This is a genomic window from Kribbella soli, from assembly GCF_004331345.1.
Taxonomy (GTDB): Bacteria; Actinomycetota; Actinomycetes; order Propionibacteriales; family Kribbellaceae; genus Kribbella; species Kribbella soli.
Genome location: NZ_SJJZ01000001.1, coordinates 1467752 through 1490754, shown reverse-complemented (window position 1 = coordinate 1490754; position 23003 = coordinate 1467752). Strand labels below are relative to the sequence as shown.

The window sequence follows — 23003 nt, the reverse complement described above, 5'->3', positions numbered from 1 at the left end:
AGGTGATCGGGCTCACTATGAGCCTCAGGGGTGACTTCAGGGGTTGGGGGAAATATGAGGTCTGTTTATCGTGCCTTGGCCGGGCTCATCGCGATCGGTGTGCTGGTCCAGGCGATGGCGATCGCACTCGCCTGGTTCACGGTCATCAAGGACGTCGACGACGGCTCGGTGTTCTCCGAGAACTCCGACGCCAACGTCGGACACATGATCCATACGATCGTGGGCAGCGGGATCATCCCGCTGCTGGCGATTCTGCTGCTGATCATCTCGTTCTTCGCGAAGGTCGAGGGCGGCGTCAAGTGGGCGCTGTACGTCTTCGGCCTGGTCGTCCTGCAGTTCGGGCTGGCCGTCGCGTCGTTCGGCGCTCCGGTGGTCGGCGCGCTGCATGGACTGAACGCGTTCGCGCTGCTCGCGGTCGCGGGCATGGCTGCTCGTCGAGCGGCTGGTCCGGCGCCGGCCGCCGAGTCCCCGGCCACGGCGACCGGGGCGACCACCTAGATGCCCTTGGCAACTGACGTGCGGCGGTCGTGAGGATGCGGTCGCCGTCTCGTCGTGCGCTGGTCGCGGTCGTTGCGACCCTTGTCGTGCTGGCGCCGATCGGGTTCTTCTGGCAGCGGAGTCTGATCCCGAACGACCTGTCGCCGATGACGATGGGGTACGCCGACTACGGTGGCGGGCCGGCGTCTGCGCATCACGGCACCGACGTCAGTCGGTTGACCGGGCCCGTTGACCAGACGCCTGACGTCGCGGTGGACCTGGTGGCGCGCGAGGAGCGCTTCGACATCCCGGGTCGCGGGCCGATGGACGGCTACACGTTGAACCACACGTCGCCGGGTCCGCGGATCGTCGCGAAACAAGGCGATCTCGTCCAGGTCACGCTGCGCAACGAGAACGTTGCCGACGGCATCACACTGCACTGGCACGGTGTCGACGTACCGAATGCCGAGGACGGTGTCGCGGGCGTCACGCAGGACGCGATCCCGCCGGGCAAGTCGTTCGTGTACCGGTTCGTCGCGAAGGACGCCGGCACGTACTGGTACCACTCGCACCAGGTCTCGCACGAGCAGGTGCAGAAGGGGATGTACGGCGTACTGATCGTCCAGCCCACTGCGGCGGACGTGATCGCGGCGGTGCACACCTACGACAAGGTCCGCACCGTCAACGGCGAGTACGGCGAACGTCGCGTGCGGGCACCTGGTCCGATCGCACGGGTACGTCTGATCAACACCGACAACGGACCGATGGCGATCTGGGTCGACGGGGCGTCGTACAAGGTGGTCGCGGTCGACGGGACCGAGGTGAACGCGCCGACCGAGGTGAGCGGGAAGGCGGTACTCGTCACCGCGGGCGGCCGGGTGGACCTCGAGATCCCGACGGTGAAAGCGGTGCGGATCGGGCTCGGTGGCGGACCGACGACGCTGGTGATTGGCGACGGCGACGCGCCGACCGGCGGCGAGCCGCGGGACCGGGTCGACCTGCTGAGTTACGGGGCGGCGAAGCCGCTCGGGTTCGATCCCGTGAAGGCGACCCGGGCGTTCCGGTACGACATCGGCCGGCGGATCGGCTTCTTCGACGGGAAACCCGGGCTGTGGTGGACGATCAACGGGCATCAGTACCCGGACGTGCCGATGTTCGTGGTGAGCGAGGGCGACATCGTCCGGATGACGATCAAGAACACCTCAGGTCAGGTCCACCCGATGCACCTGCACGGCCACCACGTCGTCGTACTGAGTCGCGACGGGGTGCGCGCGACCGGGAGCCCGTGGTGGACGGACTCCCTCAACGTCGAGGACAAAGAGACCTACGAGGTCGCGTTCGTGGCCGACAACCCGGGTATCTGGATGGACCACTGCCACAACCTTCCGCACGCCGCGCAGGGGCTGGTCACGCATCTGATGTACACCGGCGTCACCACCCCCCACCACCTCGGCGGCTCCCCGAACAATCAGCCCGAGTAGATCGGGCGGCCGACCGTGAGGGCCTTGCGGAGGGTTTCGGGGAGGCCGTTGAAGGCGGCGTCGGGTTGGGTGCCGGTGGCGTCGAGGGTTTTGGAGAAGAAGGCTCGAGCCGCGGCCGCCAGGGCCACGTCGAGTACATCGTCGTCGGTCAGGCCGAGTGCTTTCAGGGCATCGACGTCTGCCTGCGTGACGGTGTCGGCGGCGAGTGCGATCTGGCGCGCGAAGGCCATCACGGCGCGGTCGACCGGGTCGTTCGCCGGCTCGTCGACGAGTGCCGCGACTTCCTCCGCGGTGTAGAACTTGTCGGCCAGGATCTGCCCGTGCGCGAGGCTGCAGTAGCTCGACTTCAGCGCGGTCGCCGCGGCCAGCGTGGCGAGCTCGTAGCGGCGCAGGTCCATGGACTCCTTGATCGCGCCGTTCAGCTGCTTCCAGGCCTCGTAGACGGTCGGTCGCGCGGCGAACGTGTGGACGAAGTTGGGCACGTGCCCGGCCGGAGCCCGGTTCGCTGCGAACAGCTCCGGGTCGTTCGGCGTACTGATGAATGCCATCGTGGTTCCCCCCTCAGTGGCTTACCTCACGGTAGGTGTGCGATACCGATCCGGCAACGGCTGTAGGGAGAGGGCACCCGCGACTGGGTATGGTTCACCCGGTCGGTCGTGAGGAGACGAGGGGTGGTCGGAATGCGGCGCGTGCTCGCCGTAGCGCTGGCGGTGGTCGCGGGCGCTGCCTCGCTGACTGCCTGTGCCTCCGATCCGCCGCCGACCGAGGTCGCCGTCGCGTGGGCGCCCAAGGGGCGGGCCGCGGTGCTGGTGACCTGGAAGGACAACGGGCAGCCGAACCGGATCACGATCGAGGGAGTGCTCAGCGAGAGCCCGTCGTACGTGAAGTACATCGCGGCCGGTCAGCCGAACCAGTGGGAGATCCCGACCTCGGCGTTCCCGCCGGACGGGAACTACAAGGTCGCCGTCGGGACCGGAACCTCGCAGGGCGGGGTGACCAGCAAGCTGACCAAGTCGCCGGTGTTCGACACCGACGGTCCGGTGCGGCCGAGCGCGGCGACGGTGGCGAAGCAGGGGCGCGGGGTGCTGGTCAGATGGTCGGTGCCGCTCGCTCCGCAGGACTTCACGCCGAATGACCCGCTGGACGTGAAGGGCAAGAAGACCCAGCGGTACGTGCCGATGATCGGGCGGCCCGGCCAGATGCTGAAGGTGATCGGCCCGGCGACGACCTCGAACCGGCAGGTGATCAAGAGCGTCAAACCGCCGTACGCCTTCCAGCTGCGCACCCAGAACGAGTGGAGCACCCGCATCGGCGGGCAGGTGCTCGGGCTGACGAGCTCGATCAACGCCGCCGTACCCAGGCTGGCCCAGTTCAGCGTGCCGATCCGGGTCCGCGGGCGGGTCATCCTGCACCAGGTCGGCTGCGAGCTCGACGCGCCGTGCACGAGCAAGCGCGCGACCCCGGCCGGTGTACCGGTCGTGGTGCTGACCCAGGTCGCCCCGGGCTCGCGGTGGACACCTGCGGCGCGTGGGTCGACGACGGCCGGCGGGTACTACGACATCGCGGTGCCGACGGGTGGCAGCCGCCCGTACAAGATCACCGTGCCGGAGAACACCAAGGGCGGGACACAGACCGGTACGTCGACCAGTAAGCCGGCGTACACCAAGAGCATCGTCCGGATCGCGTCGGCCGGGTTCGCCAACGGGAACACGGCGACGGCGAAGGGCTCGACGGTGACCGTGTCCGTCGCCGTGAAGCCGGCCATGAACACGACGGTGATGCTGCAGGCCTGGAACCGGCAGACGCGTCGGTGGGCGAACTCCAAGGCACTGCCGATGCGTAACGGCGTGGCCGCGCTGGCGTTCAAGGCCGCGCAGCCGGGCGACTTCGTCTATCGGTTCGTGATCCCCGGCGCGATGATGTTCGGCCGGCCGATCGACGGGACCACGACGGCGCAGCTGCAGCTACACGTCCGCTGACTCGGTCGCCGCCGCCTCGGGAACCGGCTCGGCCTCCTCGCGGCGGCGCTTGCGGACCTTGTGTACGACGTACAGCGCGACGGCCACGACCGCGACGGCGATCAGCGCGCCGACGGACACCCGGCCGAAGATCTGGTCGGCGTTGTCGCCGATCTTGTACGCGACGACGCCGATCGTGGTCGCCCAGGCGATGCCACCGGCGGCGTTCGCGGCCAGGAACCGCGGGTAGTGCATCCGCAGCATGCCGGCCATCGGGCCCGCGAAGATCCGCAGCAGCGCGACGAAGCGGCCGAAGAACACCGTCCAGACGCCGTACTTGTGGAAGTACTTCTCGGCCCGGACGATCCGGTCCTCGGAGAAGTGATGGAACCGCTTGCCCAGCCGTTCGAAGAGCCGGCGGCCGGCCTTGCGGCCGATGAAGTACCCGATCGAGTCGCCGATGATCGCGCCCGCGGCGGCGGCCAGGATCACGAACTCGATCTTCAGATGATGCTGCTGCGACGCGAGCAGCGCGGCGGCGATGAGCGTGGTCTCACCGGGCAGCGGCACACCCATGCTCTCCACACCGATGACAAGTCCGACGACCAGATACGCCAGCACGGCCACCCCGGAAGGGATGGCGATCGCCTGCGCGATCAGCAGAGGTTCCCCCATGCACCCATAGTGACATCGTCGGACAACTGATTTGGTGACCGGGCAACTATCCCCGGGAGATTTCAGGGTTGTGGCCGTTGTCCGAGGGGATCGGCGGGGTCGTGTCGCCGCTGAACGCCTTGGTGACGTTCTGCAATGCGGTGGTGACCTCGGACGGGATGACCCAGAAGGTGTTGCCGGGGCCTTTGGCCAGTTCGGGGAGCATCTGCAGGTACTGGTACGCGAGCAGTTTCGGGTCCGGGTCGTTGCGGTGGATCGCCTCGAAGACGGTGTCGATCGCCTTCGCCTGACCCTCGGCCCGCAGGATTGCGGCCTGCCGGTCACCCTCGGCCGTCAGGATCCGGGACTGTCGCTGGCCTTCGGCGTTCAGGATCGCGGCCCGCTTCTCCCGCTCGGCCCGCATCTGCTTCTCCATCGACTCCTTGATCGACGCCGGCGGCTCGATCGCCTTGAGCTCGACCCGGTTCACCCGGATGCCCCACTTGCCGGACGCCTCGTCGAGGACGCCGCGAAGGATCGAGTTGATGTGCTCGCGCGACGTCAGCGTCTTCTCCAGGTCCAGCGCGCCGATCACGTTCCGCAGCGTGGTCACGGTCAGCTGCTCGATCGCCTGGATGTAGTTCTGGATCTCGTACGCCGCGGCGCGCGGATCGGTGACCTGGAAGTACAGCACCGTGTCGATGTGGACGACCAGGTTGTCCTCGGTGATCACCGAGTTCGGCTGGAACGAGACCACCTGCTCGCGCAGGTCGATCAGTTGCCGGGGCCGGTCGATGAACGGGATCACGATGTTCAGTCCGGGCTCGAGTGTGCGCAGGTACCGGCCGAGGCGCTCGACGTTGCTGGCCCGTGCCTGCGGCACGATCCGCACGGTCCGCAGTACCAGCACGACAGCGAGCAGCGCGACGACGATTCCGATGATCAGTTCGGCCATGGTTCCTCCTGAGGATGGACGAGGGCGGTAGCCCCCTCGATGGCGAACACGTCGACCCGGGTGCCCGCGGGGATCTGCAGGTGAGGGTCGTAGGAGCGAGCGCTCCACTCCTCGCCGCCGATCCGGACCCGTCCGGCGTCCCGGTCACAGGGCGCGAGTACGACGGCTTCGCGGCCGATGAGCGCGGCGACACCGGTCCGCAGCTTCGGGTGCCCGGTGAGATGCCGGCGCGCGACCGGGCGGACCAGCGTGACCATGGCCGCGGCAGTGACCGCGAAGGCCAGCACCTGGAAGCCGATACCGAGTCCCAGCGCGCCGATCCCGGCCGCGGCGAGCGCGGCGACAGCGAGCAGGAGCAGGTCCAAGGTCGCCGTCATCAACTCGGCCGTGCCGAGGACGGCGGCGACGATCAACCACAGGATCCAGGACTGCATAGCAACCACCAAGTGGCGGAAAGTACCTCTTCATCCGAAGGTACTCCGAGATACGCGGATCCGTAGCTAACGGTTCAGCTGTCCTTCGGCGGATCCCCGGTCGGTACGACGGCGATCAGCGACGTCACCTCCCGCGTCCCGGCCGGATGACTCGCGGCCGTCCGGCTCTTCTTGTAGCGGTCGACCAGGTCGATCAGGTCCTGGTTGAACTGCTCGGCCTCCTCGTGGGTCAGCCACAACCGGGACCGGCTCATCGAGCTGACGCCGTCCCAGGGATCGTCCGGGGCCATGTCCACGAACTGGTCGAGGACAGCGTCCATGGCGGTCTTGATCATCGCCTGGCTGGCCAGCCGCCCCGCGCCGGTGGACTGCGACGAGATCGCCAGGCTGGCGGCAGGCGCCTGCCAGGGTCGCTCGCGGCCGTCGGCGGACTCGTCGGCGCGCTGGATGATGCCCCACTTCTCCAGTGCGCGCAGGTGGTAGCTCATCGCGGACGGCGTCAGCCCGGCCAGCTCCGCGCACTCGGTCGCGGTCAGCACCTTGCCGTTGAACAGCTCGTCGATGACCCGCTGCCGGGCCGGGTGCGCGAGGGCGCGGATCGCCTTCGGGTCCGTGATCACCAGCCGCTTCTTCTTCGCCACGAGGTCAGCGTAGCGAACCACTTGACGCCGCAAAATCTGAAGTGTTTACTTCACAATTATGAAGCAAACACTTCAGACTTCGATCTGGTCCTTCCGGGACATCCGGCTGGTGCTGCCCGCCCGCGCGCTGTCGTACGCCGGCGACTCGATCGCGATGATCGCGTTGATGCTGCGGGTCTCCGACGGCCACGGGCCGGCTGCCGTCACGGCACTGCTGCTCGCGTTCGCCGTACCGACCGTGGTGATGATCCCGTTCGCGGGGCGGATCGTGGACGGGTTCGACTCGCGGACGGTCCTGGTCTGGTCGGGGTTGCTGCAGGTGGTCGCCGGCGTCGGGCTGGCGTTCGTGCACGACCTGGTCAACACGCTGGCCCTGGTGTGCGTGCTTCAGATCGGCCAGGCCGTCGCGGGGCCGGCATGGGGTGCGCTGATCCCGCGGATCGTCGGCGAGGAACTCGTCGGTCGCACCACCGGGACCAGCCAGGCGCTGATCGGGGTCGCGACGTTCGCAGGCTCGGCGGCTGGTGGTGTGCTGGTCGGTTGGGTCGGCAGTCGTGGTGCCCTGCTCGTCGACGCCGGGACCTTCCTCGCTCTGGTGGTCATCGCGCAGCTGGTCCGCACGCGTCGCCGGCCGGAGCCCGGGGCTGCTCGCGAGCGCGGCGGAGTGTCGGCGGGACTGCGCGCCATCTTCGGTGACGGCATCCTGAAGATCCTGGTGCCGGCGCTGTGGATGTTCGTGGTCGCGGGCGAGGCGGTCAACGTCGTGGAGGTCTTCCTGATCACCGGCGAGCTCGGCCTCGGGCCTGCTCTGTACGGCGCGGCCGGCGCGGCCACCGGAGCCGGGGCGATCTTCGGCGCCTGGTACAGCGGCCGGCTGAACGGCGACCGGGCCCGGGCCGTGGGAGTCGTCGTGGGAATGGCGGCGATCGGCGGGTCGAGCGTGCTGATGGGCCTGGCGGGGAACCTCGTGACACTGCTGATCGGGGCCACCACGATCGGCGTCGGCAGCGGGATGCTGAACGCGGCGACGAGCTCACTGGTGGTGACGAGGTCCGCCGAAGCCGTCCGTGGCCGGGTGATCGCCGCCCTGAACGGCACGATCCGCTCGTTCAGCATTCTCGCGATGCTGCTCGGCGGTCTGGCGGGTGCGCTGCTCGGTCCGCGCGGGACGTTCGTGACCTGCGGAGCGGCGTGCGTGGTGGCCGCCGCGATCGTCGGCGCCCTGGTCGCCCGGAGCAAGGACGAATCAAAGGATTCGGAGCTGGAGGCACTCAGTCACTAGCCTTCGGGGTATGACTGATGCACACGTGGACCCGGTGAACCCCGACAGCGGGCAGGACGACCTGCCCGAGCAGATGCGGGTTCGCCGGGAGAAGCGTGACCGCCTGCTGGCGGAAGGAGTGCCGCCGTACCCGATCTCGGTGCCCCGGACGCACCTGCTCAAGGACCTGCGGGCGAAGTACGACGCGCAGGACCTGGAGCCCGACACCCGGACCGGCGAGCAGGTCTCGGTGGCCGGCCGGGTGATCTTCCTGCGCAACACCGGCAAGCTCTGCTTCGTCCGGCTCCGCGAGGGGGACGGGACCGAGCTGCAGGTGATGTTCTCGCTCGCCGACCTCGGCGAGGACGAGCTGGCCCGGTTCAAGCAGCTCGTCGACATCGGCGACCTGCTGGCCGTCCAGGGCGAGGTGATCACCAGCCGGCGCGGTGAGCTGTCCGTGCAGGCGACCGCGTGGCAGATGGCCGCGAAGACCCTCCGCCCGCTCCCGAACGAGCACCGGCCGCTCAGCGAAGAGGCCCGGGTCCGGATGCGGTACGTCGACCTGATCGTCCGCCCCGAGGCGCGCGAGATGGTCCGCGCGAAGGCAGCCGTCCTGAAGGCGCTGCGTGCGACGTACGACGGGCACGGCTTCGTCGAGGTCGAGACGCCGGTGCTGCAGCTGACCAACGGCGGCGCCGCGGCCCGGCCGTTCTCGACCCACCTGAACGCGTTCGATCAGGAGATGAAGCTCCGGATCGCGCTCGAGCTCGACCTCAAGCGCGCGATGATCGGCGGCGTCGACCGGGTCTACGAGATCGGCCGGACGTTCCGTAACGAAGGGCTGGACTCCACCCACTCGGCGGAATTCTCGATGATCGAGGCGTACGAGGCGTACGGCGATTACGACACGATGGCCGAGCTGATCCAGGAGCTGATCCGGAACGCGGGCCGTGCGATCGGTCGTACGACGATCACCGGGCGCGACGGTTCGACCATCGACATCGAGCAGCCGTTCCGGCATGCGACGCTTTTCGGACTGCTCTCGGAAGCCGTCGGGGAGAGTGTCGACGCGACCACCGACCTGGCTGGTCTGACCAAGTTGGCCGAGCAGCACGACGTCGAGTTGCAGCCGGGCCGGAATGCCGGCGAGATCGCCGTCGACTTGTTCGAGAAGCTCTGCGAGCACACGCTGATCCAGCCCACCTTTGTCCGCGACTATCCGGAGTCGGCACGACCGCTGGCGAAGCAGCACCGGGAAATTCCGGGGCTGGTCGAGGCCTGGGACCTGTTCTTCAACGGCGTCGAACTCGGGGTCGCGTACTCGGAGCTGAACGACCCGGTGATCCAGCGCGATCGCCTGGAGGAGCAGTCGTTGCTGGCCGCCGCCGGTGACCCGGAGGCGATGGATCTCGACGAGGACTTCCTGCGCGCGATGGAATTCGGGATGCCGCCGGCCGGCGGGATGGGGATGGGCCTGGACCGCTTGGTGATGTTGCTCACCGGGACCGGTATCCGGGAGACGATTCTGTTCCCGTTGCTGCGGCCGGAGTGATTTTCCAGGTCGTTGCATAGCACAACAGTCGGCCTTCGCAAATCCAGGGGCCGAATTCATTCCGGACCGGCCGGTTCGAACCGGATGAATACGCAAGGTCACGATGACTGCACAGCGTCGATGAATGACAAGCACCTGGTTTGTGCGGTACAAATCAGGTGCTAACAATTCAGCAGGGGGATTGTGCCCGATGGCGGGCGCGGAAAGGTTGTCATCGATGGCGCAAAGGGTGCAGGTGGTTCTCGAGGACGATCTCGACGGCGGTAAGGCCGACGAGACTGTCACTTTCGGGCTGGACGGAACGACGTACGAGATCGACCTGTCCAAGAAGAACGCCGCGAAACTGCGCGACGCCCTCGCCGCGTATGTCGGCTCTGGTCGCCGGGTGGCCGGCCGCCGGGGTGCGGCGGGCCGGGCGCGCGGCCGCGGCCGGTCGGCCTCGGACTCCGCGGACATCCGGGCCTGGGCCAAGGAGAACGGCTACGAGGTCAGCGAGCGCGGCCGGATCTCCGCCGAGGTGCGCGCGGCGTACAACGACGCGAAGTAACTTTTCAGCTATCGCCGGTCCCGGCACCCGCATTGGGGTGCCGGGACCGTCCGCATTCCGGTTGTTTCACAGAGTGGGACACGGCGTGTCGGATCTGATGACTGACCGGGCAGGTAGTTCTGGGAATTCGCTGGTGGCGAACACGCTGTCGGATCGCGGTGCACCGGGAACACGCTGGTTACCAGTGCGGTTGTTCCCTTGTGATGCCGCCCGGACTGCCGATGGAAGCGTGATCGGGTGTTCGCCGAGAGCGAGCCTGTCGGTACCGGGGACTAGCATGCATGTACGGGGGTCGGCCAACACGGCACGTCCGACTCCTCTGAGGCAAGGAGCGCTTTGGCGATGTTTGAACGATTTACGGACCGCGCCCGTCGGGTAGTCGTCCTGGCACAGGAAGAAGCCAGGATGCTCAGTCACAACTACATCGGGACCGAGCACATCCTGCTCGGCCTGATCCACGAGGGTGAAGGGGTCGCCGCCAAGGCTCTCGAGAGCCTGGGTATCTCGCTCGAAGCCGTCCGGTCCCAGGTCGAGGAGATCATCGGCCAGGGGCAGCAGGCACCGAGCGGGCACATCCCGTTCACTCCCCGCGCCAAGAAGGTGCTGGAGCTCTCCCTGCGCGAGGCCCTGCAGCTGGGCCACAACTACATCGGCACCGAGCACATCCTGCTCGGCCTCATCCGTGAGGGTGAGGGTGTCGCAGCGCAGGTCCTGGTCAAGCTCGGTGCGGACCTGAACAAGGTCCGGCAGCAGGTCATCCAGCTGCTGAGCGGTTACCAGGGGAAGGAGTCGTCGCCGCAGGGCGCCGCTCCGGAGGGTGCACCCAGCAGCTCCCTGGTGCTCGACCAGTTCGGCCGGAACTACACCCAGTCCGCTCGTGAGGCGAAGCTCGACCCGGTGATCGGGCGCGAGACCGAGATCGAGCGGGTCATGCAGGTGCTGTCCCGGCGTACCAAGAACAACCCTGTCCTGATCGGTGAGCCGGGCGTCGGCAAGACCGCCATCGTGGAAGGTCTGGCCCAGCAGATCGTCCGTGGTGACGTCCCGGAGACGCTGAAGGACAAGCAGATCTACTCACTCGACCTGGGTGCCCTGGTGGCCGGTTCGCGCTACCGCGGTGATTTCGAGGAACGCCTGAAGAAGGTGCTCAAGGAGATCCGCACCCGCGGCGACATCGTGCTGTTCATCGACGAGATCCACACCCTCGTCGGGGCCGGCGCGGCCGAGGGCGCGATCGACGCGGCGAGCATCCTGAAGCCGATGCTGGCCCGGGGTGAGCTGCAGACGATCGGCGCCACCACGCTCGACGAGTACCGCAAGTACGTCGAGAAGGACGCCGCGCTGGAGCGCCGCTTCCAGCCGATCCAGGTGGCCGAGCCCTCGATCGCGCACACGATCGAGATCCTCAAGGGCCTCCGCGACCGGTACGAGGCGCACCACCGGGTGACCATCACCGACGCCGCGCTGGTGAACGCCGCGCAGATGGCCGACCGGTACATCTCGGACCGGTTCCTGCCGGACAAGGCGATCGACCTGATCGACGAGGCCGGTGCCCGGCTCCGGATCCGCCGGATGACCGCGCCGCCGGACCTGCGCGAGTTCGACGAGAAGATCGCCACCGTGCGCCGGGAGAAGGAATCCGCGATCGACGCGCAGGACTTCGAGCGCGCCGCCCGGCTGCGGGACGACGAGAAGAAGCTGATCAACGCGAAGGCCGAGCGTGAGAAGCAGTGGAAGGCCGGCGACATGGACGTCGTCGCCGAGGTCGACGAGGAGCTGATCGCCGAGGTGCTCAGCACCGCGACCGGCATCCCCGTCTTCAAGCTGACCGAGGAGGAGTCCTCGCGGCTGCTCGACATGGAGAAGGAGCTGGCCAAGCGGTACGTCGGCCAGACCGACGCGGTCAAGGCGCTGTCCCGCTCGATCCGGCGTACTCGCGCCGGCCTGAAGGACCCGCGCCGCCCGAGCGGCTCGTTCATCTTCGCCGGCCCGTCCGGTGTCGGTAAGACCGAGCTGTCCAAGGCGCTGACCGAGTTCCTGTTCGGCGACGAGAACGCGCTGATCAGCCTCGACATGTCGGAGTACTCGGAGAAGCACACCGCTTCCCGGCTGTTCGGTTCGCCTCCTGGGTACGTCGGCTACGAAGAGGGTGGCCAGCTGACCGAGAAGGTGCGCCGCAAGCCGTTCAGCGTGGTGCTGTTCGACGAGGTGGAGAAGGCCCACCCGGACATCTTCAACTCGCTGCTGCAGATCCTGGACGAGGGTCGTCTGACCGACGCCCAGGGCCGCGTGGTCGACTTCAAGAACACCGTGATCATCATGACCACGAACCTGGGCACGAAGGACATCGCCAAGGCGGTGAGCCTGGGCTTCTCGCAGGCGAGCGACACCACGTCGTCGTACGAGAAGATGAAGGCGAAGGTCACCGAAGAGCTGAAGCAGCACTTCCGGCCGGAGTTCCTGAACCGCGTCGACGAGATCGTGGTCTTCCACCAGCACACGATGGAGGACATCGTCCGGATCGTGGACCTGATGGTGGCCCAGATCGAGCAGCGGCTGAAGGACAAGGACATGGGCATCGAGCTCACGCCGGCGGCGAAGGAACTCGCCGCGAAGCGTGGTTTCGACCCGGTCCTGGGTGCTCGTCCGCTCCGCCGCGCACTGCAGCGCGACATCGAGGACGTGCTGGCCGAGAAGATCCTGTTCGGGGAACTGCGTCCCGGCCAGATCGTCCTGGTCGACGCGGCACCGGAAGGCACGGTCGACGGCGACGGACTGCCCGAGTACTTCACCTTCACCGGTAACCAGAAGTCGACGGCCTCCGACCTGGAGCTCACCGACCTCACCACCGGCGGTACACCCGGCACCACAGGTCTCCAGGACACCTGAGCCTGTAGCCGGTAGCGAGGGCCCCGCGGACACCATGTCCGCGGGGCCCTCGTCGTACGTCTGCCAGTTCCGGGGATGCAACCGGGTGCTCGCCTCACCCGGTACTTAACGGTGAGGAAGCGCCCAACCAAGACCGGAGGACGCGTGGCGAGCAACCGAGATCAGGACTTCACCGACTATGTGAGGGCCCACCGCGGGCGGATGATGCGGATCGCACGTCTGCTGACCAGTGGGGATGCGCATTGGGCCGAAGATCTGGTGCAGACCGCGCTGACCAAGCTCTACGTGAAGTGGGGCGCGGTCCGGCCCGAGACCGGAGCGGCGCGGTACGCCGACAAGATTCTGGTCAATGTGTTCCTGGACGAGAAGCGCCGGTTCTGGCGTCATCGCGAGACGTTGACCGGCGAGGTCGCCGAGCTCGGAGCGCAGGCCGGCTCCGGACCGGAGGATCGGCTGACTGTGCTGGCCGCGCTCGAACGGCTGCCCAGGCGCCAACGGGCTGCTGTCGTCCTGCGGTACTTCTGCGATCTGGACGTGGCCGCTGCCGCCGAGCTGATGGGCAGCAGTCAGGGCACTGTCAAAAGCCAGACCGCTCGTGGGCTGGACAAGCTGCGCGACCTCATCGGCGAACCCCTGAACACACTGGAGCATGTGCGATGACTGATCTGAAGAACCTTCTCGACCGCGCAGCCGGGACCGACCCGGACGTCACCGACGACGACGTCGCGGCCGACCTCAGCCGCGGCCGGCGTGCCGCCCGTCGCCGCCGGTTCGCCGGTGCCGGCCTCACCACGGCCGCCGCGGCCCTCGTCGTCGGCGCCCTCGCGGTGCCGCTGGCGTTCGCACCTGGCGCGCAGTCCGGCGGCCCGGACTCCGCCCTCTCGGCGCCTCCCGCGACCGGCCCTGCGACCGGCCCTGCGACCGGCACCGTGACGGCGATGTCGGCCGGCGAGGTGCTCCTGGTCGCGGCGGCCCACGAGGAGAAGGCCGAACCGACGACGGGCAAGTACTTCCGGGTCAGGAAGGTCCAGAGCAGGGAGTGGACCGTCATGGCAGGCGGCAAGATCGTCTGCTGCGGGTCGATCCCGGCCGGTCCGGGTGGCTACAAACTGCGTGAGCTGACGGTGACCGAGACCTGGACCGGCCTGAAGGGCGGCACCGCCTGGTTCGGAACCCGCTCACTGGGTGCGCATCCGGCCACGGCGGCCGACGAGGCGGCCTGGCGAAAGGCGGGAGCGCCGGCCAACTGGAACGCCGGTCCGAGTGACACTGCGGGCAAGCAGGACCAGGTCATCTCGTCCAAGCCGGGAAAGGCCACCTTCTTCGAGCTGAAGGACGACGCGGACCGCTACACCGCCCTGGGGATGAACGGCACCCTGCAGGACGTGCTGGCGCTGCCGGCCGACCCGGAGCAGTTGCGAGCCCGGCTGCTCGGAGTGAAGGCGGCGACCGCTCCTGACGCCACCGACGTGGCGGCTCTCGCGCAGCTCTCGGCCGGTCTGCTCAGTGACACTCCGGCTTTGCCGAAGGTCCGCGGAGCCGCGTTCCGGCTGCTGGCGGGGCTGCCGGGCGCCACGGTCCAGCAGAACGTCACAGACCTGGGCGGCCGGACGGGTACGGCGGTCGGCTTCTCCTTCCCGGCGTACCAGTTGAACCTCCGGCTGATCGTCGACCCGAAGACCGGCAAGCTCCTGAGCAGCAGCCACACCGGCGGGAAGAACGGGGACAGCTCGATCCTGCTCTCCGGCTGGACCAACGACACCCCGGAGGCACCACCCGCCACCATCAAGTGAGCTGACAGGACCTCGTGCCCGCCACCCCCGACGGGGTGGCGGGCGCTCCTGTGTCCGGGGCACTGGTCCAGGCCGGAGTACTGCGGCGGGAGGTGGAGTACCGAACAGACACGCCTGATTTGCGCGAAGGCTACTGATTGGTCGTATCGTCCTGCGGAGCGTGATCACTTCGAAACGGAGACGGCTTCCGTCCGCCGACGGATCGATGGGAAGATCGCGCGACTGCTGAGGAAGCAGTTACTTACCGCCTGTCTGCCGCGTTGTAACCCTGTGACCACGCTGTTCGGACCCGGACTGTCGGAAAGGGGGCCGAGGATGGAATCATCTCGTCGCATGGACGCTCCGCGTCTGCCGCTGACCCAGGAACCGGTCGCCGACACCGGTTCCTTTGGCGTGCGGCAGGCGGGCGGAGTGCTCGAGCGGGCCCAGCGGATCGCCGACACGCTCCGCGAGCAGGCCGAGCACGAGAACGACCTCGCCCGCGACGAGGCCGGCCGGATCCGGGCCGCCAACGAGCGCCTGAAGGCCGACGCCGAGGCCGAGGCGAAGAAGCTCCGGTCGGATGCGATGCTGGCCGCCCAGCGGGTCCTGAACGACGCCGAGCGAGCCGCCGAGCAGCTCCGCACCGAGTCCGAAGCCGACGCCGAGCGGGTCCGCTCCGAGGCCGAGGAGACGGCGGACAGGCTGCGCGCCGAGTCGACCGCCGAGGCCGAGCGGGTACGTCGGGACGCTGCCGCCGCGGCTGAGAAGCTGACGTCCGAGTCGACGGCCGAGGCCGAGCGTGTCCGCTCCGAGGCGACCGCCATCGCGGAACGGCTGAAGGTCGAGTCGGAGTCCGCCGCCGAGCAGCTCCGGGCCGTGGTCGCCGAAGAGGTGGCCAAGCGCCGGGCGGACTCGGAGGCGACGGCCGAGCGGCTTCGGGTCGAGAGTGAGGCGGCGGCCGAGAAGTTGCGGGTCGAGTCGCAGGCGGCGGCGGATCGGCGGGTCGCGGCGGCGGAGGTCGAGGCGCGCCGGGTGAAGGATGAGGCCGACGAGCTGCTCGACGAGTCCCGAATGGCTCGGGAGTCGGCCCAGGCGATGGTGGAGCGAGCCAGCCGCGAGGCGCAGCAGCTGGTCGCCGACGCCGGCGAGCAGGCCGCGCTGGTATCGCAGGCCGCCAGCCGCAACGAGGCCGACCTGATTTCCCGGGCCGAGTCCGAGGCGGGCGACCTGCGGGCTGCGGCCGAGCGCGAGGTCGAGACAGCCCGCGAGCGTTCCCGCGTCGAGATCGCCGCGGCGCATGCCGAGATCGAGCGGCTGCGCGGCGAGAACCGGACCGAGCTGGAACGCCGTACGGCGGAGCTCGAGGAAACCGAGCGCGCCAAGCTGGCCGCGATCTCGCTGGAGATCGACAAGCTGCGAGCCGAGGCTGTCGCGGAGATCGCCGAGCGGAAGGCCGAGACCGAGGCCGGTAACGAGCGGCTGATGGCGGACGCCCGGGCCCAGGCCAAGCTGGTCGTGGACTCGATCGAGGCGGACCGCCGGACGGCGGCGGCCGAGGCGCAGCGGATCGTCGAGGACGCGAACAAGGCGGCCGAGGTGGCGATGGCCGAGGCCGAGAAGCAGACGCTGTGGAGCAAGAAGACCGTCGACGACCTGATCGGCGCCGCGGAGTCCGAGGCGCAGTCGATCCGCGACCAGGCTGCTGTCGACGCGGCCGAGTTCCTCAAGCAGAAGCGCGCGCACCTGCGCCGCGTGGTCGGCCGGTCCACCACGCGGCTCAAGCAGACCCAGGACGCGATCGCCAAGGAGAACGCCGAGCTGACCCAGCTCGCCGAGACCACGCTGTACTCGGCCGGCGAGCAGGCGGAGTCGACCCTGGCCGCGGCCAAGCAGGAGGCCGAGCGGGTCACCGCCCAGGCGCAGTCCCGGGCCGACCGGCTGAGGGCCTCGGCCGGTGAGGACGCGCGGGAGATCATCGAGCGGGCGAACCGCCGCGAGGCCGAGGCCGAGCAGAGCACCCAGGTACTGCGGGAGCGCGCGGCCAACGACCTGTCCACAGCGCAGCGCCAGTCGCACGAGCTGATCCGCAAGTCCCGCGCGGAGGCTCAGCAGCTCGAGGCCCAGGCCCGCGAGCACGCCGACACCCTCCGTGCGCAGGCCCGAAAACTTCTCGCCGACGCCGAGGCGAGGGTCGCTGCGCTGAACCAGCGCCGTGATGAGATCACCAAGGAGCTCACCCAGCTTTCGGGTGTGATCGAGGCACTCGCTGTACCGGGGTTCCGCCCAGGTGGTGGAATGTCTTCCAGTGAGGGTTCCACGGGGGAATCAGGATGAGGACGTGACAGTCAGATCCTTGTCAGTGACAATGTGTGATCCACCCACCCATCGAAGTGAGCATCGGAAAACATGAGCAGTGAAAGCCCAACCCCGTTCCGTACCGTTCTGCGTGGCTACGAGCCTGCCCAGGTGGATCAGCACATCCGTGAGCTGACCACTTCGCTGACCGCGCTGCAGCAGCAGTCCGAGCAGCTGCAGCGTCATGTGCAGGAGCTGCAGTCCCGCACGGACGCGGCGGAAGCGGCCGTCATCTCCGCCCAGGAGGACTCCAAGGACCGCGCGCCCACGTTCACCGAGTTCGGTGAGCGGGTCGCGAAGATCCTGTCGCTGGCCGACGACGAGGCCCGTGACCTGGTGACCCGCGCCCGCACCGATGCCGAGGCGATCGTCGCCGACGGTGAGGCGCACGCGAAGAAGGTCCGCAAGGAGGCCGAGCAGTACTCCCTGGACTGGAAGAGCGAGGTCGACGCCGAGGCCGCCCGGATCCTCGAGGAGGCCCGGACCCAGGCCGACGACATGCGTGACGAGGCCGAGCGCGACGCCACCGCGCGCCGCAGCGAGGCCCAGGCGCTGTACGAGCAGGAGCGGGCCAAGTCCGCCCAGGCCGCGGCCGCCTTCGAGACCACCCTGGCCGAGCGCCGGGGCAAGGTCGAGCAGGAGTTCGCCGCCCGGACCGCGCTGGCCGAGCAGCAGCTGGCCGCCGTCACCGACCGCGCCGCGCAGGTGCAGCGGGAGGCCGACCGGTCGCGTTCCGAGGCCGAGCGGTTGTCCCAGCAGCAGCTGGCCGACGCGAACCGGCAGGCCCAGGAGATCGTCGCCGCCGCGAAGGACAAGTCCGAGCGGATCCGTGCCGAGTCCGAGCGTGAGCTCGCGGCCGCGACGCAGCGCCGGGACAGCATCAACGCGCAGCTGACCAACGTCCGCCAGATGCTGGCGACGCTGTCCGGCCAGCCGGCGATGCCGCTCGACCTGCTGGCCGACGACGACGCAGACGCCACCACCGGCAGCAAGAAGAACTGAAGCACCACCACCAAAGACGCCGGCTCGAGCCCTTCGAGCCGGCGTCTTGGTCTGTTATGCAGGGAGCCGGTAGCGGCCGCCGCTGAGGGGCTCGACGAGGCCGTCGGCCACCAGTCCGTCCAGGGCTCGTTCGCGTTGGACGGGATCTGGCCAGCAGGCGTCCAGCTCGGTCTTCGGCACGGGCGCCGATGCGGATCGCAGTACGGCCAGAAGACGGCCGCGGGCTTGACGGTCAGTGCCTTCGTAGGTCTGGCCGCGGCGTGGCGGACCGTCGTACGGCGGGCTTCCGGCCAGGACCCACGCGCACTGGGACTGGATCGGGCAGTCGGTGCAGCGCGGCGTACGGGCGGTGCAGATGAGAGCGCCGAGCTCCATGGACGCCACGGCCCAGCGGGCGGCGGTGGGCTCGTCGGCGGGTAGTGCGCTGACGGCGAGGCGCTGGTCGGCCGCGGTGGGGGAGATGCTCGGCTGCGCGACGCCGGTGAGGGAGCGCGCGAGGACCCGACGTACGTTCGTGTCGACGACCGCGTGCCGCTGGCCGAACGCGAAGGATGCGATCGCGGCGGCCGTGTAGGTCCCGACGCCGGGCAGTGCGAGCAGCGCCGCGTGGTCGTCCGGCACCTCGCCGCCGTGACGCTCCACAATCGCCTGAGCGGCCGCGTGCAACCGGAGGGCACGCCTGGGGTACCCGAGCCGGTCCCAGGCCCGCACAGCCTCACCAGGAGCCTCTGCGGCCAGGTCCACCGGCTTCGGCCACCTCTCCAGCCAGCTCCGGTACGCCGGCAGCACCCGATTCACCGGTGTCTGCTGCAGCATGAACTCACTGACCATCACAGCCCACGCCCCGGCGCCCGGCTCCCGCCACGGCAACTCCCGCGCGTTGGCGTCGTACCAACGCAGCACTGGGTCATGGAGAGCTAGCGGCGAGCCTGTGTGGTCCTGCACGGAGCCGATATTAGAGTGCGCTTCATGAGCAGTCTGCTCCGTCCGGTCGGGCACCTGCCCGCCAGCGTGTACTGGTTCCGGCGTGGACTGGTGCTCGCGGTCGTTGTGGTGCTGGTCATCCTGATCTCCCGGCTGTTCGCGGGCGGTGGCGACGACACGAAGAACGCCGCCGCGTCGGACCCGCAGCCGAACCCCACCGGCGCCGCACCGGCCTCCGCGCCGACGACATCGTCCGGGCCGTCGAGCACCAAGCCGAGTACGACGCCGACACCGACCCCGAAGCCGACGAAGACCACGCCACCGGCGGACCTCGCCTGCCAGGGCTCGGACCTCAGCATCGACGCGCTGCCCGCGAACCGGAAGATCGTCTCCGGCTCGATGCTGAACTTCGTGATCCAGTTCGCCCCGCTCGACGACGGGTGCAAGGCGACCGTCAACGCCGACAAGCTGACCGTCACCGTGACGTCCGGAACGGACCAGATCTGGAGCACCACCCAGTGCGACAAGGCGATCCAGACCGCCACCCTCGTCGTTGCCAAGGGCAAGCAGACGGCGGTCACGGTGCCCTGGAACGGACATCGGTCCAGGCCTGGCTGCCTTCCGGGTCAACCGATCGCCAAGCCTGGAACCTATGTCGTCAAGGCCGAGTACGACGGCCGTGTGTCAGGCGCCCAGGCCTTCCAGGTGGTGTGATCAGCCGGCTTCGACAGGCTGTGTCGCATCGTCTGGCTGCTTCTGCAGGTGGCTGGGTGCGGTGAACAGCAGCGCGGCGACCAGCCCGACCAGTAGCACCAGCGCCGGCAGCACCAGCGACTGTGCCATCGCGTCGCTGAAACCCTGCCGGACCATCTCCGGCAGCCGGCCGCTGGAGAACCCCTCGCCCGCAGGCGCGCCACCGGCCGCCCCCGGCAGGTTGTGCGCCAGCCGCGACTCCATCAGTGCGGCGATGCTCGCACTGCCGAGCACTGCGCCAACCTGTCGCGTCGTGTTGTAGACGCCGGCCCCGGCGCCGGCCTGGTGCATCGGGAGGTTCCGTGTCGCCGTCGTACCGATCGGTGCCCACATGAATCCGTTGGCGACACCCAGCAAGGCGATCGGCAGCAGCAGTTGCCAGATCGGTACGTCGGGCTCGATCACCTGACTCATCCAGAACAGCGAGACCGCGCAGCACAGCAGCCCGAACCCGGCGATGAACCGTGGCGGCGTCCGGTCGACGAGCCGCCCGACGAACGGCGACAGCGCACCCGCGATCACCGCCATCGGCACCAGCAGCAGTGCCGATCGCGTCGGCGTCAGCCCGCGGACCGCCTGTGCCCACAGCATCAACGGGAACGCCATCGCGGTGATTGCGAACCCGACCGTGGTGATCGCGACGTTCGCCAGGGAGAAGTTGCGGTCCTTGAAGAGGCTCAGCGGCAGCAGCGGCTCGCCCTTGGTGAGGGACTGCCAGACGACGAAGATCGCGAGTACGACGATGCCGCTGATGATCAGCGACCAGACCGAGATCGGGCCCTTGATCTGACCCCAGTCGTACTTCTGCCCCTCCTGGATCCCGAACACCAGCAGGAACAACCCGACCGCGCTCAGCACCACACCGATCAGGTCGAACTTGTGCTCGTGCGTCGGCAGGTCCGGCACCAGTCGCATCGCCAGGACGAAGCCGACCACGCCGACAGGTGCGTTGATGAAAAAGATCCACTGCCAGCCGAGCCCGTCGACCAGGACGCCGCCGAGGATCGGGCCGACCAGTGTGGCCACGCCGGCGGTCGCGCCCCACAGACTCATCGCGCGGCCGCGCTCGTTCGGCGGGAAGATCCGGGTGATGACCGCCATCGTCTGCGGCGTCATCATCGAGGCGCCGAGCCCCTGGAACACCCGGGCCACGATCAGCATCTCGATGCTGTTGGTGAGCCCGCACCAGACCGACGCCAGCGTGAACAGCGCGAGGCCGGTCAGGTAGAGCTTCTTCGGGCCGATCCGGTCGCCGAGGCGGCCGGTGATCAGCAGCGGTACGGCGTACGCGAGCAGGTACGCGCTGGTCACCCAGACGACCGTGCCGACGTCGGCCCCGAGGTCCTCGAGGATCGCCGGGGTGGCGACCGAGACGATGGTCGAGTCGACCAGGATCATGAAGAAGCCGAGCACCAAGGCCCACAGTGCGGGCCACGGCCGTACCTCCGAGGGCCTCACGGGTTGTTGCGGGGTTGCCATGGCAGATCCTTGCTCTCGATACGTTCGATGGTGGTGGTGAGCCAGTCGCGCTCGGCGGTCAGCTGGGTCCGGAGGTAGTCGCCGCCGATCCAGTACACCTGCGGCACCTGTCGCGCCTTGGCGTCGGCGAGGGCCTCGTCGATCTCCCTGATCCAGTTCTCCAGGTCCGCGGTCCGGCGGCGGAACCGGAGTACGGCGTCCTCGGCCTCGAGGTTGTGCGCCTCGCTCAGCACGACGGGGAAGAGCGGGTATTCGTGGACGTACTCCTCGATCCCCGTCTCGACCCGCCGGGTCAGGGCGTCGTCGCCTTCCGCGGTGATCTCGTACGTCGTGCGTTCCGGGCGGTTCCCGGCCCGTTCGGTACCGGTGGCGCGGACGTAGTTCTGCCGGGCCAGCCGCTCGACCGTGTGGTACAGCGACCCGGGCCGGACCTTGACGAGCCAGTGGTGATGGCGCTTGACCAGCAGTTGGTACATCTCGTAGGCGTGCATCGGCTCCTCCTTGAGCAACGCGAGCACCGAGATCGCCAACGGGGTCAGTTCGGCCGCCATGATCCTCCACCTGGATTACTCCGCACGAAATGTTCCACATGGAGTATTAGCCGAGGCGTGGGCAAATGCAAGACGCCTCCGGCTCTTTCACGAACCGGAGGCGTCTAGCTACTGCGGGTGGTCAGACGTAGCGTTCCAGGATGCTGGACTCGGCCAGCCGGGACAGGCCCTCGCGGACCGTGCGGGCCCGGTTCTCGCCGACGCCCTCGACCGTCTGCAGGTCGTCGATGCTTGCCGCGAGCAACTTCTGCAGGTGACCGAAGTGGTCGATCAGCCGATCGATCACGGCACCCGGGAGCCGCGGCACCTTGGCCAGCAGCCGGTAGCCGCGCGGGGTGACCGCCGCGTCGAGCTGCTCGGCGCCGCCGAGCTGCAGGGCCCGGGCGACCTGGCCGATGTCCAGCAGGTCCGTCGGGCTGACAGCATCCAGCTCGAGCAGTACGTCGTCCGCGGTCTTGGGCCGCCGACCCGTGGCCGGTGGGAGGTAGTCGCGGACGACCAGTTCACGTTCGCCGGCCACACCCGCGACGAGCTCGTTGAGCTGCAGGGTGAGCAGCCTGCCGTCGGTGCCGAGCTCGACGACGTACCCGTCGATCTCGGTCGCGATCCGGCGGACCATCTCCAGCCGTTGGGCGACCGCGGCCACGTCCCGGACGGTGACCAGGTCCTCGATCTCGAGGGCGGACAGCGTGCCGGACACCTCGTCCAGCCGCAGTTTGTAGCGCTCGAGGGTGGCGAGGGCCTGGTTGGCGCGGGACAGGATCGCGCCGGAGTCCTCGAGCACGTAGCGCTGGTCGTCGACGTACAGCGCGATGATGTGCATCGACTGCGACACCGAGATCACCGGGAACCCGGTCTGCCGGGCGACGCGGTCCGCGGTGCGGTGCCGGGTGCCGGTCTCCTGGGTGACGATCGACGGGTCCGGCATCAGGTGCACGGCGGCCTGGATCAGCCGGGTGGCGTCCCGGTCGAGGACGATCGCGCCGTCCATCTTGCTGAGCTCCCGCAACCCGGTCGCGGTGAACTCGATGTCGATCTCGAAGCCGCCGGTGGAGATCGCGTCCACCGCCTTGTCGTGACCGAGCACGATCAGTGCGCCGGTCCGCCCGCGCAGGATCCGTTCGAGTCCTTCGCGTAGTTCGGTACCGGGCGCCACCGCCGCGAGCGTCGCGCGGAGCCGGGCGCCGGTGCTGTTCTTGTCCGTGTTCGCCGCCACGGAACCTGAGTCTATGCGGTCTGCCGCGTGCCGTTGTCCGGATATCTGCCGCAGCGCCTGCTACGACGGCCGCGAATCGGCCCGGGGCGGCGCGTGCGC

The 23003-nt window shown here is 68.7% G+C and carries 21 protein-coding genes; 12 read left to right on the top strand and 9 right to left on the bottom strand.

All coding sequences use genetic code 11. The annotated features are described in order from the left end of the window. Positions 1 to 54 precede the first annotated feature (54 nt). Positions 55 to 498: a hypothetical protein gene (locus E0H45_RS07445; protein WP_131335498.1), complete on the top strand. Its 444-nt coding sequence runs from the start codon at positions 55 to 57 to the stop codon at positions 496 to 498. Between the two features lie 35 nt (positions 499 to 533). After that, positions 534 to 1958, top strand: a complete 1425-nt coding sequence (locus E0H45_RS07440; protein ID WP_131335497.1) for a multicopper oxidase family protein — start codon at positions 534 to 536, stop codon at positions 1956 to 1958. Here E0H45_RS07440 and E0H45_RS07435 read toward each other — a convergent pair. Further along, the gene (locus tag E0H45_RS07435) at positions 1946 to 2506 is read right to left on the bottom strand and encodes a carboxymuconolactone decarboxylase family protein (protein WP_131335496.1); all 561 of its coding nucleotides are present in this window, start codon (positions 2504 to 2506) and stop codon (positions 1946 to 1948) included. The genes E0H45_RS07440 and E0H45_RS07435 overlap by 13 nt on opposite strands. 132 nt (positions 2507 to 2638) lie before the next feature. Here E0H45_RS07435 and E0H45_RS07430 point away from each other — a divergent pair, with 132 nt between their 5' ends. After that, positions 2639 to 3937 carry a hypothetical protein gene (locus E0H45_RS07430; protein ID WP_238154982.1) on the top strand — a complete coding sequence of 433 codons (1299 nt, stop codon included), beginning with the start codon at positions 2639 to 2641 and terminating at the stop codon, positions 3935 to 3937. Here E0H45_RS07430 and E0H45_RS07425 read toward each other — a convergent pair. The 4 genes from E0H45_RS07425 to E0H45_RS07410 all read right to left on the bottom strand — a co-directional run bounded on the left by E0H45_RS07425 (position 3923) and on the right by E0H45_RS07410 (position 6600). Then, positions 3923 to 4591, bottom strand: a complete 669-nt coding sequence (locus E0H45_RS07425) for a DedA family protein (RefSeq protein ID WP_131335494.1) — start codon at positions 4589 to 4591, stop codon at positions 3923 to 3925. The genes E0H45_RS07430 and E0H45_RS07425 overlap by 15 nt on opposite strands. Positions 4592 to 4637: 46 nt before the next feature. Further along, a complete protein-coding gene (locus E0H45_RS07420) occupies positions 4638 to 5525 on the bottom strand; it encodes an SPFH domain-containing protein (RefSeq protein ID WP_131335493.1) in 888 nt (295 codons plus the stop codon). Next, positions 5513 to 5959, bottom strand: coding sequence for an NfeD family protein (locus tag E0H45_RS07415; RefSeq protein ID WP_131335492.1), 447 nt, complete (start codon positions 5957 to 5959; stop codon positions 5513 to 5515). The genes E0H45_RS07420 and E0H45_RS07415 overlap by 13 nt, the downstream gene beginning before the upstream one ends. Before the next feature lie 74 nt (positions 5960 to 6033). Further along, positions 6034 to 6600 carry an ArsR/SmtB family transcription factor gene (locus E0H45_RS07410; protein WP_202872221.1) on the bottom strand — a complete coding sequence of 189 codons (567 nt, stop codon included), beginning with the start codon at positions 6598 to 6600 and terminating at the stop codon, positions 6034 to 6036. Positions 6601 to 6658: 58 nt separating this feature from the next. Between E0H45_RS07410 and E0H45_RS07405 the strand changes: the two genes are divergently transcribed. The 8 genes from E0H45_RS07405 (at position 6659) to E0H45_RS07370 (ending at position 17981) form a co-directional block, all read left to right on the top strand. Beyond that, the gene (locus tag E0H45_RS07405; protein WP_131335490.1) at positions 6659 to 7882 is read left to right on the top strand and encodes an MFS transporter; all 1224 of its coding nucleotides are present in this window, start codon (positions 6659 to 6661) and stop codon (positions 7880 to 7882) included. Between the two features lie 10 nt (positions 7883 to 7892). After that, positions 7893 to 9413: a lysine--tRNA ligase gene (lysS, locus tag E0H45_RS07400; protein WP_131335489.1), complete on the top strand. Its 1521-nt coding sequence runs from the start codon at positions 7893 to 7895 to the stop codon at positions 9411 to 9413. 217 nt (positions 9414 to 9630) lie between these two features. After that, entirely contained in the window at positions 9631 to 9960 is a 330-nt protein-coding gene (locus E0H45_RS07395; protein WP_130384932.1) for a histone-like nucleoid-structuring protein Lsr2, read from the top strand. Positions 9961 to 10302: 342 nt separating this feature from the next. Further along, entirely contained in the window at positions 10303 to 12849 is a 2547-nt protein-coding gene (locus E0H45_RS07390; protein ID WP_131335488.1) for an ATP-dependent Clp protease ATP-binding subunit, read from the top strand. A 144-nt stretch (positions 12850 to 12993) separates the two neighbouring features. Beyond that, positions 12994 to 13509, top strand: a complete 516-nt coding sequence (locus E0H45_RS07385; RefSeq protein WP_202872220.1) for a SigE family RNA polymerase sigma factor — start codon at positions 12994 to 12996, stop codon at positions 13507 to 13509. After that, positions 13506 to 14642 (top strand): CU044_5270 family protein, encoded by a 1137-nt coding sequence (locus tag E0H45_RS07380; protein ID WP_131335486.1) that lies wholly within the window; start codon positions 13506 to 13508, stop codon positions 14640 to 14642. Before E0H45_RS07385 ends, E0H45_RS07380 begins: the two co-directional genes overlap by 4 nt. A gap of 333 nt (positions 14643 to 14975) precedes the next feature. Further along, positions 14976 to 16958, top strand: coding sequence for a kinetoplast-associated-like protein (locus E0H45_RS07375; protein WP_131335485.1), 1983 nt, complete (start codon positions 14976 to 14978; stop codon positions 16956 to 16958). A 72-nt stretch (positions 16959 to 17030) separates the two neighbouring features. Then, positions 17031 to 17981 (top strand): DivIVA domain-containing protein, encoded by a 951-nt coding sequence (locus E0H45_RS07370; protein ID WP_131335484.1) that lies wholly within the window; start codon positions 17031 to 17033, stop codon positions 17979 to 17981. 54 nt (positions 17982 to 18035) lie between these two features. Here E0H45_RS07370 and E0H45_RS07365 read toward each other — a convergent pair whose 3' ends face one another. Continuing rightward, positions 18036 to 18926, bottom strand: a complete 891-nt coding sequence (locus E0H45_RS07365) for an HhH-GPD family protein (protein WP_202872219.1) — start codon at positions 18924 to 18926, stop codon at positions 18036 to 18038. A 24-nt stretch (positions 18927 to 18950) separates the two neighbouring features. Between E0H45_RS07365 and E0H45_RS07360 the strand changes: the two genes are divergently transcribed. Then, complete coding sequence (locus E0H45_RS07360) at positions 18951 to 19619, top strand: hypothetical protein (protein ID WP_131335482.1); 669 nt, start codon at positions 18951 to 18953, stop codon at positions 19617 to 19619. On the opposite strand, the gene E0H45_RS07355 is transcribed toward E0H45_RS07360, so the two are convergent. From E0H45_RS07355 to disA, 3 genes are all read right to left on the bottom strand, one after another. After that, positions 19620 to 21137, bottom strand: coding sequence for a DHA2 family efflux MFS transporter permease subunit (locus tag E0H45_RS07355; protein ID WP_131335481.1), 1518 nt, complete (start codon positions 21135 to 21137; stop codon positions 19620 to 19622). Further along, the gene (locus tag E0H45_RS07350) at positions 21113 to 21688 is read right to left on the bottom strand and encodes a PadR family transcriptional regulator (protein WP_131335480.1); all 576 of its coding nucleotides are present in this window, start codon (positions 21686 to 21688) and stop codon (positions 21113 to 21115) included. Before E0H45_RS07350 ends, E0H45_RS07355 begins: the two co-directional genes overlap by 25 nt. 121 nt (positions 21689 to 21809) lie before the next feature. Next, entirely contained in the window at positions 21810 to 22904 is a 1095-nt protein-coding gene (gene disA / locus E0H45_RS07345) for a DNA integrity scanning diadenylate cyclase DisA (RefSeq protein ID WP_130384924.1), read from the bottom strand. Positions 22905 to 23003 lie beyond the last annotated feature (99 nt).